The sequence below is a fragment of the Brakhagea baltica genome, assembly GCF_052161605.1.
Taxonomy (GTDB): domain Bacteria; phylum Planctomycetota; class Planctomycetia; order Pirellulales; family Pirellulaceae; genus JBKCUI01.
On record NZ_CP197409.1, the window covers coordinates 2,958,606 to 2,972,380 of the forward strand.

Genomic DNA, 13,775 nt, shown 5'->3' on the forward strand with positions numbered 1-13,775 from the left:
GAAAATGCACCTTTCGCCGACTTTGGTGCATCCGATGGTTCGTCACGATTCCGGCGTACGAGCCAAGTTGTCACGAATCCTTGCGTAGTACGGAGGGGCATCAGTTCCCGCGCGTTCTATTATGCCGTCAACAGTCGCCATCGCTCGAAGTCGTGCGTCTGGTGTTAATGTAACGCATTGCGACGACAAGTAAGCATCCTGTCCGCGGAAAACGCATGCCAAGTAGTGAGAGATGTTTTTTTCTCCGCCGCGCTGCAGAAGTTGTGTGGCAAGGCAAGACACGAATTGGTGATACACGCCGAACGCAGCCTTCGAATGCGATGTTTCCGCATCGTAGAGATCACGGATTAAATCGTCGCTAGCGGCTTCGGGCGATTGAATGAGTGATTTCGCGATTTCAATTCGGAAAGTTCGATTTTCGTCACGAAGCTCGGATCCAACTTTGCCATTGGACGCAAACGCAATTCGATCACGATCGGCAGGTGTATAGTTAGCGATGAATGACTCTAGGTTTAGCATCTTGTTTGAGCGACGAACGGTGGAAATCACCCAGTTGGCCAAAGTGATCGTGACGTTGAGGAAGCACCCGATGGCCAACTTGGGTGCATTTTTTTGTTCGGCATTAATCGCAGGAAATTATTTTGAACGAATCAGTCCATTTGCGCAAAGGCAATCAGTACTGGGCTTCTAGTTGAAACCAAATCCGCCGTTCGCCTGGGATTCCCAGCGAGTCCAGTTTTTCGTCAGTTTGCGATGCTATAAGTGAAATTTCGTCGGCAGTAAAGGAAGTGGATGATTGTCCTTCTACGCCAAATACGCCAAGGCGGCGTCCGATGAACAGGAAGTATGGTTCGCCGTCCGTCAGACGACCTATGTAAGTGTCGAGTCGTCCACTTTTAGCGAGGGCAAGCCGAGAATCATTTTGCTCGTTAAGGGAATCAGCGTCATCCGCATCGCCGACCTCATACCGAGTTCCGTAAAACGAAATAAACGCATCCGCACCCACTTTAGTCTTCCCTTTTGATCTGCTTGCCGAACGAATAAGGATCATTCACGTCGAGCGGGGATCGTGGACCGCCCAAGACCCCGGAATCGAGACGTTGAATGCATCCGCTGGTTAGCGGAACACGCGTTCTTGCCCGGAGGATCGAGTACCGTCGTCCGCACTGCTGACGTGTCATCCTCAGTCAGAGACAGTCTCTGACATCGCGATATCATACCACAGATGGAGTCAACATTCAGCAGGGACAAGAGTGCAAGCGACACACTTTTCTGCTGGTCGCGTTACTTCCTAGCTAACGAATAAGGATCATTCACGTCGAGCGGGGATCGTGGACCGCCCAAGACCCCGGAATCGAGACGTTGAATGCATCCGCTGGTTAGCGGGACTCGCGTTCTTGCCCGGAGGATCGAGTGCCGTCGTCCGCACTGCTCACGCGTCATTCTCAGTCAGAGCCAGTCTCTGACATCGGACTATCGTACCACAGGGGACTTCAACATTCAGTAGGGGCAGGAGTGCAAGCGACACACTTTTCTGCTGGTCGCGTTACTTCTTAGCTAACGAATAAGGATCATTCACGTCGAGCGGGGATCGTGGACCGCCCAAGACCCCGGAATCGAGACGTTGAATGCATCCGCTGGTTAGCGGAACACGCGTTCTTGCCCGGAGGATCGAGTACCGTCGTCCGCACTGCTGACGTGTCATCCTCAGTCAGAGACTGTCTCTGACATCGCTCTATCGTACCACAGGGGATGTCAACATTCAGCAGGGACCGGAGTGCAAGCGACACACTTTTCTGCCGTCGCGTTACTTCCTAGCTAACGGGTGCGATGACCGAGTGCGAGCGGGGGACTCTGCGCAAGCCAGAACGCTTGATCGAGCACTTCGCGTCCATCGCTTTGTTCGTCGGTAGTTTTCGGGTTTATTGACGGTTAACGTTATTCGTCCCAGGGATCTTTTAGATTCCTCGCACGAACATGCCTAACCAAAAAGAACGGCAATCCAATTGTAGCAGCAAAGATAAGGGGCAACCAGAATCCGGCTACCACCATCGGAAGGGAATTCCACATCCTCGATCCACTGTCTTTGTCTAATACGTCGAGCCAGATCCACAAAGCAAACCAGAAAAGAAAACTGGTTAGTGCGATCCCGAAAGAAACCAACAAGAATCGTCTTGAACATATATGCAGGACAACTGCCGCTGGAGATACGACAAAAAGGCATGTCGCAAGAATCGCGCCGCCAGCACCAGCTGTAGTATCAATCACGATTGCCTTCCATTTATTGCAATTGTTCATATACCCGGTGGCGAACGCAAGCATTCCAAGCATGAAAATCCACCACCGTTTTTACCGACGAACGACAATGTTGACCGAGCCCCCGTCAACACGGTCTCTAAAGTTCAAAACGGACCGACGGGGGCTTCGGGCGAGTAGTTTGGAGTCTCTTTGTTGAGGTTGTTGTTTGTGCCCATAGGTATGCTACCAAATCAATAGTAGTGCCGCACCGTCCCTTCCTCACAAATTGATACTCCGCACCCTCTCAGAACCGTACAAGCGCAGTTAACGCATACGGCTCCCAGCTATCACCTGTCTCGACAATCTTAACTCTCTATTGCTTTCTCAGCGATACGCAGCGATCAAATCTGTTAACTTTACCGGATTGCTCAATGGATTGATCTCCAGCCATCGATAGAAACTCTCCCAGGTCCACGCTTGCTTGCCGGTTTGACTGCGGCGTCGCAGCCAACGAAACAGCAAGAACTTCGTAGCCGTCCTAAACCTCATCAACCAGGGCCAATTATCATTGATACCATAGTATTGATAGTGGCCTCGTAGCTTCATCTGAACCGTGTCCCAGACAATTGCAGTCGGGGTTGTCAGGTGTCGCTTAAGCCAATCGCTCATCGCTTGAAGTTTAGCTCGGAATTTCTTCTTCGATGTTTTCCTCTTCAGTTTGAATTTACCTGCGCGGCTAAGGCCGCAATAATGTGTGAAGCCTAGAAAATCAAACGTCTTCGGGGCGCCTTCGCCCATCTCGCGGGAATCGCGAGCTGCAAAGCGACCAAATCGAATCAGTTTTGTCTTCTCGGGAGCTAAACTCAAGCCGAACCGTCCTAGCCGTTTTCCCAATGTTGACTGATAACGCTTCGCATCATCAGCGTATTGGAAACAACTAATGAAATCATCCGCAAAACGGAACAAGTGAGCTTCGCCTTTGACATGCGTCTTGACTACTTCTTCGAACCATTGGTCTAAAACGTAGTGTAGATACACATTCGCGAGCAAAGGACTTAGTACTGAACCTTGCGCTATGCCTTCATCTGTTTCGTGGAAACGACCATCGATCATGACTCCTGCGTCTAGGAACCTCTTTATCAGTTTCAGCAGTCTGGGGTCTGCGATTCGTTGGGACAAAAACGCCAATAGGTGTTGATGATCAACGTTGTCGAAGAATCCTTGGATATCTGCGTCACTGATCCAGTTCACTCGGCACGTGGAAATCACTTTGCCCAGTTCCCCTAACGCTTGGTGGCATGACTTGTTTGGTCGGTATCCGTACGAGGTGTCATAAAAATCCACTTCGTAGATCCGTTCCAGAATCATGACAAGGGCCCGTTGGACGATCTTGTCTTCGACGCATGCCAACCCTAGCGATCTCGTCTTGCCATTCTCTTTAGGGATTTCACGACGAACATTGGGTTGTGGGCGATAGCTGCCACGGTGGATTCTTTGGAGTAAATCTTGGAGATTGGACTCCAAGTTCTCTCGGTAGTCTCCGACCGATTTGCCATCTAGACCAGGGGACTTATCCTCCTTGAGTCGTGAGAAAGCCATGTGAAGCATGTCCAACGTGATCAGCGTTAGCAGATTGTTGAACGATTCTTCGGGGTGACTTGCCGCTCTTTGTGAGATGCGATCCAGTCGCTTTACCACTGCTACTTCACCGCTGAGTGTGAACAGTGTACTTCCAGATTCGCGTGATAGCTTGACCGCCTTCCCTCCTCCGGAATTACCCGTTATCGATGGTACTATTCGGTCATCCGACTCCCGCAAATCGTTTGCTTGCCTCACCTTTGGGGCTTGTTGGGCATACTCCGAACCAGTCCGACTGGATGGCGGGTGATTCGAAGAACTTGAGGGTCTCACTGGTTGCCTTGTAGACATGGTGTGTAGCGCGAATGGGCCTAACGACTCCGGGTCTTCACGCGTATCTCGCCGAGTCGATACACGCGATGTTGCCTTCCAGCATGGACACACCTTGGGCAGATTCCAACAGTTACAATCTTTCGGAGCTCAATACCATTCAGGGTGGGATAGCTAGTCCCTGCCTTTCATCCTCGCTACCTTTCTGTGTACGCTTCAGCCGGGCACTTCGGACTGGCGAGCCAGCCCTTATAGCCAAGCAGCAACACTCGATACTGAGCCCGTGGCTAGCGGCTACCCAGGTGGGATTCGCACCCACTTGTCTACAAACCATTTCCAGTACGCACGTCCAACATTTTGTTCGGCACTGGTATTACCGTTGCATCGTTGTTGCGAAATCCGATAGTGAACGACAGTAACGGATTCGATCGCCTATAGTGTAGCAATGGTCGCGGAAGAGACATACCGATTCCCTCTCTCCAAGGTGAAAGTCGATTGCCCAATCGTTCCATTTCCCTTTCAGTAATGAGCGAGTGTGCGACATCAAGCCATCAGTCAGTAGCAGCGGTTTATTCACGGTCACATATACAAATTTCTGAGCATTTAGTTGATCTTCTGTAAGATAGAAATCCCATTGATCGTCCAAGTCAACGTCCTCTGGTAGTACCAATCCATGCCATTCGAGAACTTCCAGTAGATCATGCCGTAGATTCCACCAGTGCGAAAAGTGCCCGGTTGGGGTGTAGTCAACAACGTCATCTGGCAATTCGAATCTCTCGATTACACCGTCAGTATAGAAGTCGCGAACAGGTCGCTCATTCCCAAACCATTCAAGGTGGAATTCAATTTCTTCAAACCAAGGATTAATTGGGGCCTCGAAATCGTCGATATCTAGCAGCGATTCCCTCGCAAGCGTTTTAACGTCAGTCCAAAACGTGTTCTTGTAGGTCTTCACATTTAGCCAAGGAATGGGTTTCGCACAAACCTGCTCCATCTGTGACAATTTTTTGAAAAGTCGATCAATTGACAATCGATTCCAGAACGAAACCTTCCTTTCTAGTTGCCTATTCAGTATCGCATACGAATGCGTAAAACGCTTGACGACATCGTATCGACAATCGGTTGAATTCAAATCGAGATCGGCGAGATGCCGTAAGCCGCGCTTTACCTCAAATCGTCTATCAAGCATGCCTAACCTGCCGAACGAAATGCAATCTATCCCTACCGGAGTGTAACGGAGCGGTGGGATAGATTGTGCGTTGAACTGTGTGGCTTTGCTCCGTATCCCGAGAGATTATCGCTTGACCGGACTCGGTTTGCAACCTAACTGCGGATTCTTTTCCTTTTCGCTCCTCCCCGAGCTCTGTTTAGACTCCTACGTGACCTGCTCTATCGCCCTTTAACCCGCTTGCGTTGAGATGGCGGACTTTGGACTTGGTCTTGGTACTGCTGGCTTTGTGAGTGTTTCCTAGGTGTGGACGTGCTCGAGCGGCTTGCTCGTTAAACGGCTGTTGTAATAGTCTTGTTGTTTGTGTCTCCGAGGCTTTGAGCCTGTCAGGCCGTATTCGACTCCGCTAAGCTCTCTCGCATGGCAATGATCTCGTCGAAGAGGTCCGGTTCGTCACTCCTAGACCTAATGTAAGGCCCATAAGCATGCTCCCAAGACGGTTTCGGTTCTGGTGGGAACTCGCACTCGACTTCCGTCGATGTGTACCAACCAGGGTGGTCGTTCTTTAGAATGACTTCTCTCCAACTCGGACGATCATCGCACCGAAGCACCTCCATGCACTGCTCGCAGTGCGGGCAATTCGGGGCGGTCTTGGTTTTTGGTTTTTCCAATTCCGTCTTTTCTCTTGTCGATTCTGGTTCCTCGACGGTCGCAGGATGCAATCGCTCACAGTCTTGCCGGTACTTGGTCCGTTTCGAGCAACTCCACGCTCCATAGGTCCTGACCTTGGTATATTCCTTGGGAAGAACATGCATGCACCAACTCCTGACGAACTCGACGCTCTCCAGCGATGTTGCGATTTGGCCTTCTCCTTTCCTAAGGCTACGGGCCAAGAACCAGATCCGGCCATCCTTTTCTCCCAAGATCCTGAGATCTGAGATGGGACCTCCGGTCATGTAGCGAGCCAAGTACTTGAACATCCGCTCGGCTGGCATGTCCGGTTTCGGAGGACGTTCTATAAAGACATTCCAGTTCCGTTCTGCTAAGTCGTTTAAGACTTCTGCGATATAACCTGGCTCTTCGATCCGGATCTTGTTCTTGCTGATTAAGATCTCGAGTTCGCTCAGGAACTCCTTGCGGAACTCGGCACTGAGTTCCTTGTTGTCGACTAGGAAGGGTTGTCCGTCCTTGGTCGTTTTGCAAGCCACCCATCGCGTGCCGTCTAAGCTGGGGCCGTTGCCGGGAACAGCCAAGTGCACGTGCGGATGATGCCCCAGTCTTTGATTCCACGTGTGCAAGACGGCTTGCCCGGCACTCCGAATCCCTAGCTCCTTCTCGATCTTGCGACTCAGGCATCGCCAAGCGACTTGAAACAAGAGATCGTACATCTCTTTGCGGTTACCAAGTGCTAGCGAAGACAATTCCTCGGGAAGCGTAAAGATGACTTGGAAGTAGGTGACTCCGGGAGCGACAAGCTCCCGGGTCTTATCGAGCCAATCTCGTCGCTTGGCTCCCGAGCAGTTGGGGCAGTTTCGATCACCGCAGGAGTTGTAGACCGTTTTCTCATAGTTGCATGGAACGCAGCGATACTGCCTGGTACCGAGTACCGGGGTTCGGCAGTAATGCATGCGGAGAAGCGTATTCTCTACATGCTGTGGAATCCCTCGCCCATGCTTGCGTAGCGTGCGATTGGTATGCTTGAGGATCAGGCTATGGACCGACGGAGCGGGATCGGGCCAATCGGACTCATTGTACGCTTTCCTTACGGTCTGGTACCGGTTTCGGGGGGAGCATCGCTTCGGAACGTGGGATCGATCCACTTCGGACACTGCCGAACCGGAAGCCAATCGATCGGGCTGGGGGAGTTTTCGAAGTGTTGGCGACGACAGTGTAAGTAGACCATCGTGGTCAAGAAGCTGCTGTGTCCCAGTAGCTTGCTGATGGCCATGAGATCGACACCCGCTTCGAGTAACCCCGTCGCATAGGAATGCCTCATCGTGTGAGGCGTGACGTGCTTGTTGATCTTGGCTTGGGCTGTTGCCAGCGAGCAAGCTTTCTGAACCACTGCTTTGTTGAGAGGTGTATCGTCGGTCCTGCCCGGGAAGAGGTAATCGGACGGGCGACATTCCTTCCAGTAGAGTCGCAAGGCTGTCAGTAATCGTGGCGAGATGGGCACATATCGATCCTTGGCTCCCTTGCCCTGCGTGACTTTGAGCATCATTCGCTGGGAGTCTATATCCGACACCTTCAATTGGAGCCCCTCGGCGATTCTCAGCCCAGCAGAATAGAGTGTCAGCAGGACCGTACGGTGCTTGATATTGGTGATACATGCGATGATTCTTGAGACTTCGTCCCCGGAGAGGACAACGGGTAGCTTTTTGGGACGTTGTCCGTAAGGGATTTGTTTGACGACCCAATCTCGCTTCGCAGTCACGGTGTAGAAGAATCGCAGGGCACAGACGGCTTGATTGAATTGGCTCCAAGAGGATTTCAACTCATTGATCATCCAGAGTTGGAACTCTCGGATCTCATCTGGTCCTAATTCTTCGGGGTGTTTTCCGAACCGTAGGGCGAATCGATCGACGTGATAGGTGTAGGCATCGATGGTTCGGGGTGAGAGATTGCGTAGTTGCATGTCTTCGGCCATGCGTTTGGTAAAGGCCGTAACACGTTTGTGATAGGGAGTCATAACTCGGTTCCTAATCCTGAAACAGAAAGTGAAAATGGCCAGCTAGAACGAAAGAGCTGGCTCTACAAATCAGGATGATTAGCGTTACAAATAGCGCAAGTGATTTAATCGGAATCTTCGTTACGGGTTGAAAAGTATTTGTGATTGGTAATCGTTACAACCGGAAGTGGTGTTGGGTGAGTTTGCGGATGGGGTAAGGCATAGCGCGGCCGGTAGTGGTGTGAATGAGACAAGAGAAAAGAAAAGGCTTTGTCTGCTTGCAAGCAAGAAAGCGACGCAGTCATCCGTTCTTCCGAGCACGCAAGCAGAAGGCGAGGAACAGTCTACTGCACCGAAGCTATCATCGGATATAAGAACTTGAATCCGATGGTGGTATTGAAGAGAGCAAAGCCATTTAGTTCAACGCCACCGATAACCCAGCGGCAGCCAAAAAATGTTGATTTCAGGAAACGCCCAATCCGCCGCTTGGGTTCATCGGATTGTTCGTCGCTATTGTACGAGGTATTCGCGGGTGATGTAATCGGTTTCTTTGTAGTGCGAATGGCATTCAATGCATGAATCAATACGCCCAGACGCGACCTGGCGATATGAAGTGCCATCTATGACAGTGTATTTCCAATTGCCATGATTGGCATCGTAGCCATCCGCCATCTTCTCCATCACAGTGAAAAGCAATGTTTTCTGGCTGTCGACGGTCGCTAGTTTAGACTTGATCACGAGTGATCCTTCAGGGTAGATCCCTGTTCCCGATAACATTGGCTCTTTGGCTTTGTCGTTGACATAGACATGGCAGAATGCTGTCTCAGGGTGCGCGGGCTCGTGAGGATTCAACGCGACCTCCTCGGGTGGTCGACAAAATGCGATCGTCGAGTCATGCATCTCATGTGGCCGTTCCGTGATACGTATATAACGATCCATGTTGCGGAGTCGCAATGGATCACTCGACATGCGCGTCGTAGGATTGGCGGCAACTAGTAGGCTGATCAACGCCAGGGAAACGCCAAGTATTGATAGCGTGGTTCTCATGTCTGCATTCCTGATGCGACGAACGTCGGGGTTCAGCGAGCCCGAGCGGTTGACTCAACGCAAGTCAAAACGGCTGATCGAGGGCTTCGTCTGCAACCCTTTGTTCTGCGAGATTATAGTCGATCGATTCGCACTTCCGGCCATTGTTGCGCAAGAAAGTTCTCAAGTTCATCAATTCGAGCGTCTGTCCACTGGATTCCTGGAAACCCTTTTTCGATTCGACTCGATTTCGTGCCAAAGGTAACATTTGGTCGTTCAATGAGTATTCTATGAATTTCAGTTCTTGGATACTCCTTGATCGTTCCGACGTTCCTTGTGTCCCAAGTACGCAGACATTCCGAATTGAACTCGACGTTGAATTCAAACGGTCGTACGAACCAGACAATTGCCCTTAACCAGCCGGATGTAGCGACGAGTACCAAGGAGCCCATAATGAAAGCCCACAAGTACGCACCACGAGTTACACCGACGAAGGTCAAGCCAGCAAAAAATGGCAGTGCCAACCCCGTAATGACCATTTGCACTTTCGTATTTCGATGATTACTTGGGTCAGAGAAAGCAAGTCTGTTTGACGTATGAATTACCTCGGCGACACAAGGTGATTTGGCGTATGTGGGCGGTAGGTAAGGGGTTTCCATTGGATAGCAGAACGAAAAGGATCACTCACGTCGAGCGGGAAAGCATAGACCGCCCGAGGCCGGAGAATCGAGACGTTGAGTGCATCCGCTGGTTCGTCGGATTGAACGGTGGGTCCGCCTACCATGTGCGTAACCATCGCTTCCGCCAACTAGCACAATCTCGCACCATCTGCGTTGCATGGCGATACAGACACAATCTCTGGGCGAATGCAATTAAACGTTCCGCTGACACCATAGGATGATTCGATCGTAACTTTATAGTGTTTGTTCTCCCACCCGGTTCCTGTCTCCTTAATAATGGCAAGGCCGAAAATCGCATTTTGATGATTGAAGTCGGCGATTTGAAGTTCGGTCACGCGTTCAAAGCGGAAGTGAACCTGCGAGTGATTCTTGAGGCGGTAGTACCCGTCCTCCGTAACCTCAGATGTCATTTCGAATACATGGACCAGCATTTCGACTGTCGGCCCTTGGACCTGAAGTCCGTTACAACGGTCTAATCGAATCCATAAGACTTCTGCGTCATGAAACGATGGCCAAGTTCCGAATCGGTCAACAAGTAGCTCCGCTCCATCGATCGCTGGTGTGTCATCCATAGCATTTATTGATTGATCCGACGAACGGCACGCGTCACCGGGTACGCGCGAAAGATTCTCAATTTCAAAACCGCCTGACTCGCGTACTCCGGTGCACGCGATTGTTATCAGCCGCGTTGGATTCGTGCGCGTAGTTCGACAAGCATTTGACCCAGCATATTGCGTCCGGTACCGTCGCCGCCGTCTCCCCAGTATCCGTCGTTCTTTGTGTGTTCCACAATCATAGCGTCGCCAGTGCCAAGCAGTAGTTCCCTCAGGTCAGGATGTTGTGTGAATTTTGCGTAGAGTGCCACACGCATGATATCGTCCTTCACGTCCTCCCAGTCAGAACGAAGAGGGCGCTGCCGATCACGTCCCATTCGTGCAGCCGTCATCGGAGAGTCGACGAGCCGAATCTCCTCAGCATGTTGAGTCCCAGCAAACTTTTGTGCCTGGAAGTAGTGTTCAGTCGTAGGCCATGTTGCGCCATCGAGTTCAATCGGATACGCGGCGAAATTCGAGAACGCACCATACTCGTCGTCGACCAAGTAGAAGTTGATGGTTTCAGGCATGTGCGATTTCAGTCTGATAACGACAAGGATCACTCACGTCGAGCGAGGGATGATGGACCGCGCGAGGCCGGAGGATCGAGACGTTGAGTGCATCCGCTGGTTAGCGAATTCACGCGTTTTTGCCCGGAGGATCGAGCGCCGTCATCTGCACTGCTGACGCGTCAACCTCAGTCAGAGACCGTCTCTGACTTCGCTCTATCGTACCACAGGGGAGATCAACATTCAGCAGGGGCAGGAGTGCAAGCGACACACTTTTCTGCTAGTCGCGTTACTTCTTAGCTAACGAAAAAGGATCATTCACGTCGAGCGGGTATCGTGGACCGCCCAAGGCCCCCGGAATCGAGACGTTGAATGCATCCGCTGGTTAGCGGAACACGCGTTCTTGCCCGGAGGATCGAGTGCCGTCGTCCGCGCTGCTCACGCGTCATCCTCAGTCAGAGACCATCTCTGACATCGCTCTATCGTACCACAGGGGATGTCAACATTCAGCAGGGGCAAGATGCAAGCGACCAACTTTTCTGCCGTCGCGTTACTTCTTAGCTAACGAATAAGGATCATTCACGTCGAGCGGGGATCGTGGACCGCCCAAGACCCCGGAATCGAGACGTTGAATGCATCCGCTGGTTAGCGGAACACGCGTTCTTGCCCGGAGGATCGAGTGCCGTAGCCCGCACTGCTGACGTATCAGCCTCAGTCAGACACAGTCTCTGACATCGGACTATCGTACCACAGGGGACTTCAACATTCAGTAGGGGCAGGAGTGCAAGCGACACACTTTTCTGCTGGTCGCGTTACTTCTTAGCTAAAGAATCCATGTAAGTCCAAGGTGTAGCGGGTGGGAGCCATTCGTGTAAAACTGGCGACTCAAACCCGTGATCTCGTGTCGCGTGAACGACAACTGTCACAATCATTACCACCCACCACAACCAAGGATCCAATACCATGAAGATTCTCGCACTTGACCTCGGAAAATTCAACACAATGTGCTGCTTTTTCGACTCAAAAACCAGAAAGCATGAATTCCTGAACGCTACCACCGATCGAAACTACCTTGAGACCGTCTTCAAGAAGCACAAGATCGACCTCGTCGTCATGGAAGCGTGCGGCCCCTCCGGCTGGATCAACGATCTGGCACAATCGCTCGGTCTCAAAACCCTCGTTTGCTCTACCAACGAAGATGCATGGAAGTGGAGCAACGTAAAACGCAAGACCGACAAAGACGATGCCTTGAAGCTGGCCCGCATGGCCGCCATGAACGAACTCAAGGCGGTTCACATGCCATCAGAGTCCCACCGCGAATTCCGTTCTCTTGTGAAGTATCGGAAAACGCTTGACTCTCGCATCAACAAGATGAAGTGCAAAATCCGAGCATGGTTCGTCAATCACGGTATCTCGATCGACACCGGCGAGAAGGCATGGAATACAGGACGAGAACGGATCAACTCCTTTCGCAAACCGCTTACAGAGTGCGAACCCCACGAATTTTGGAAGGGGGAACTCGATCTCGAACTCACTCAGATGGATACTCTCACGACCGTCCTTGATGGAGTGGTCAAGAAGCTTGAGTCTATCGGTAAGATCGATCCCCGAATTATCCGTGTGCAAACCATTCCAGGTGTCGGGCCACGAACCGCCGAGATCCTCGTCGCCTGCATCGACGATGCGAAACGTTTCGAAAACGGTCGACAAGTCTCTCAGTACTTCGGTTTAGTGCCTCGTCAGTACCAATCAGGCGAGACCGATCGGAATGGTCGAATCACCAAGCGAGGCAACCCCTTGGCACGAACGATCCTTGTCGAATGCGCGTGGTCCTCACTTCGCTATAACCCCTGGGCCAAACATGTCTACGACCGAATCTGCGGCAAACAAAAGACTCGTAAAAAGAAGGCTGCTATCGCATTGGCTCGCAAGATCGCTGTTCTGGCATGGGCGTTACTTCGTGATGAAAAAGACTGGGAACCAAAACGTATGATCGAAGTGACCGAGTCCTATGGCCGCATCCCTCTAGGCCTAAAAGAGAAACTACTCGAAATGCCCAAAAAGGAATGCCGTCACAAGCGAAAGAATCGAAGGATCAGCGAGGAACGCGCTGCGAAACAAGCAGCTGCCCAGGCTCCCAAGATCGCTTCACGACCAACCGAATCCACTCCCAAACGATCGTCGGTACAGAGCTCTGTCGCTAGGCCCGCTAAGCGAAAACCTAAGACCATAGCACCTAAAGGAAAGCCGACAAAAACAAAAGATAAACCAACCACGAATCCAAGGCGAACAAGAAAGCTCGAAACCGCGGTCTGATGAGTTGCCATCACTAAGCAACACACATCGTCGAACGAATAAGCCTTGTTCGCCCTCATAGCCCCAAGGCTTGGAGGACAACCAGTATCGCTGGCTGATGCACACGACATCGTCGTAACGAATCGGACCTCCAAGCCCTTTACGAACCTTTTACCCCTTCTCAGGAGAATGCCTTACAACGAGCACCGAACGAATTTGACCAAGGACAAGACCTACCCACGAGGTTGAGCACTAAACACAGTTGACGCGGTCGTCTCACATAGGACACGAGGACTCGTAAGAGACTCGCCGAGATGACCAGACACGTCGCCCTAAAGAATGTGCCAACCCCATAACGGAAGGTAGCTTGCTGCTCAGCGATGCGAAGCATCCAGAAGCCTACAGGCAAGCTGCAGCCAACCACGATGAGAATTCATAGCTAACAAGCGATGAGTGGAACCGTGCATGGATAACTGAGGGGATGCAAGCCGATAGGCTTCACAAGAGTGACAAGGCATTCACACCTCGAATAGTCGTCTAATCAACCATCCTTGAACGAATAAGCAAGTGCGAAGAGTAAAGCGAGACCTTAAGAAGCAAATCAGCAAGTTCCCGGTGTCATCCTCTGCGCCGCTTGTCGATCGCCATGCGCTCCGTTCGAAGACTCACTTCGCCGGGGTGAGCGATCGA

At 51.5% G+C, this 13,775-nt stretch carries 12 protein-coding genes; 2 read left to right on the forward strand and 10 right to left on the reverse strand.

Features of this window, described 5'->3' with window-relative positions:
- Positions 1-42: 42 nt before the first annotated feature.
- Both SH449x_RS10950 and SH449x_RS10955 read right to left on the reverse strand, forming a co-directional pair.
- A complete protein-coding gene (locus SH449x_RS10950; protein ID WP_482381381.1) occupies positions 43-597 on the reverse strand; it encodes a hypothetical protein in 555 nt (184 codons plus the stop codon).
- A gap of 76 nt (positions 598-673) precedes the next feature.
- Entirely contained in the window at positions 674-1,006 is a 333-nt protein-coding gene (locus SH449x_RS10955; RefSeq protein WP_482381382.1) for a hypothetical protein, read from the reverse strand.
- 1,178 nt (positions 1,007-2,184) lie between these two features.
- Here SH449x_RS10955 and SH449x_RS10960 point away from each other — a divergent pair.
- Positions 2,185-2,436: a hypothetical protein gene (locus SH449x_RS10960; protein WP_482381383.1), complete on the forward strand. Its 252-nt coding sequence runs from the start codon at positions 2,185-2,187 to the stop codon at positions 2,434-2,436.
- Positions 2,437-2,622: 186 nt separating this feature from the next.
- Here SH449x_RS10960 and ltrA read toward each other — a convergent pair whose 3' ends face one another.
- From ltrA to SH449x_RS11000, 8 genes are all read right to left on the reverse strand, one after another.
- Positions 2,623-4,074 (reverse strand): group II intron reverse transcriptase/maturase, encoded by a 1,452-nt coding sequence (gene ltrA, locus SH449x_RS10965; protein WP_482378603.1) that lies wholly within the window; start codon positions 4,072-4,074, stop codon positions 2,623-2,625.
- A gap of 445 nt (positions 4,075-4,519) precedes the next feature.
- A complete protein-coding gene (locus SH449x_RS10970; RefSeq protein WP_482381384.1) occupies positions 4,520-5,335 on the reverse strand; it encodes a hypothetical protein in 816 nt (271 codons plus the stop codon).
- Positions 5,336-5,700: 365 nt separating this feature from the next.
- Positions 5,701-7,134 (reverse strand): IS91 family transposase, encoded by a 1,434-nt coding sequence (locus SH449x_RS10975; RefSeq protein WP_482381385.1) that lies wholly within the window; start codon positions 7,132-7,134, stop codon positions 5,701-5,703.
- The gene (locus tag SH449x_RS10980; protein ID WP_482377426.1) at positions 7,077-8,003 is read right to left on the reverse strand and encodes a tyrosine-type recombinase/integrase; all 927 of its coding nucleotides are present in this window, start codon (positions 8,001-8,003) and stop codon (positions 7,077-7,079) included. The genes SH449x_RS10975 and SH449x_RS10980 overlap by 58 nt, the downstream gene beginning before the upstream one ends.
- Before the next feature lie 489 nt (positions 8,004-8,492).
- A complete protein-coding gene (locus SH449x_RS10985) occupies positions 8,493-9,029 on the reverse strand; it encodes a cytochrome P460 family protein (protein WP_482381386.1) in 537 nt (178 codons plus the stop codon).
- 113 nt (positions 9,030-9,142) lie between these two features.
- Complete coding sequence (locus tag SH449x_RS10990; protein WP_482377899.1) at positions 9,143-9,547, reverse strand: hypothetical protein; 405 nt, start codon at positions 9,545-9,547, stop codon at positions 9,143-9,145.
- 269 nt (positions 9,548-9,816) lie between these two features.
- Positions 9,817-10,260, reverse strand: a complete 444-nt coding sequence (locus SH449x_RS10995) for an Imm50 family immunity protein (RefSeq protein ID WP_482381387.1) — start codon at positions 10,258-10,260, stop codon at positions 9,817-9,819.
- 107 nt (positions 10,261-10,367) lie between these two features.
- Positions 10,368-10,811, reverse strand: coding sequence for an NADAR family protein (locus tag SH449x_RS11000; RefSeq protein ID WP_482381388.1), 444 nt, complete (start codon positions 10,809-10,811; stop codon positions 10,368-10,370).
- A 942-nt stretch (positions 10,812-11,753) separates the two neighbouring features.
- Between SH449x_RS11000 and SH449x_RS11005 the strand changes: the two genes are divergently transcribed.
- Entirely contained in the window at positions 11,754-13,106 is a 1,353-nt protein-coding gene (locus tag SH449x_RS11005; RefSeq protein ID WP_482377413.1) for an IS110 family RNA-guided transposase, read from the forward strand.
- Positions 13,107-13,775 lie beyond the last annotated feature (669 nt).

Coding starts and splice junctions, on each gene's coding strand:
- SH449x_RS10960 (WP_482381383.1), top strand. CDS start 2,185: ATGCAGGACAACTGCCGCTGGAGATACGACAAAAAGGCATGTCGCAAG.
- SH449x_RS10970 (WP_482381384.1), bottom strand. CDS start 5,335: ATGCTTGATAGACGATTTGAGGTAAAGCGCGGCTTACGGCATCTCGCC.
- SH449x_RS10980 (WP_482377426.1), bottom strand. CDS start 8,003: ATGACTCCCTATCACAAACGTGTTACGGCCTTTACCAAACGCATGGCC.
- SH449x_RS10985 (WP_482381386.1), bottom strand. CDS start 9,029: ATGAGAACCACGCTATCAATACTTGGCGTTTCCCTGGCGTTGATCAGC.
- SH449x_RS10990 (WP_482377899.1), bottom strand. CDS start 9,547: ATGGTCATTACGGGGTTGGCACTGCCATTTTTTGCTGGCTTGACCTTC.
- SH449x_RS10995 (WP_482381387.1), bottom strand. CDS start 10,260: ATGGATGACACACCAGCGATCGATGGAGCGGAGCTACTTGTTGACCGA.
- SH449x_RS11000 (WP_482381388.1), bottom strand. CDS start 10,811: ATGCCTGAAACCATCAACTTCTACTTGGTCGACGACGAGTATGGTGCG.
- SH449x_RS11005 (WP_482377413.1), top strand. CDS start 11,754: ATGAAGATTCTCGCACTTGACCTCGGAAAATTCAACACAATGTGCTGC.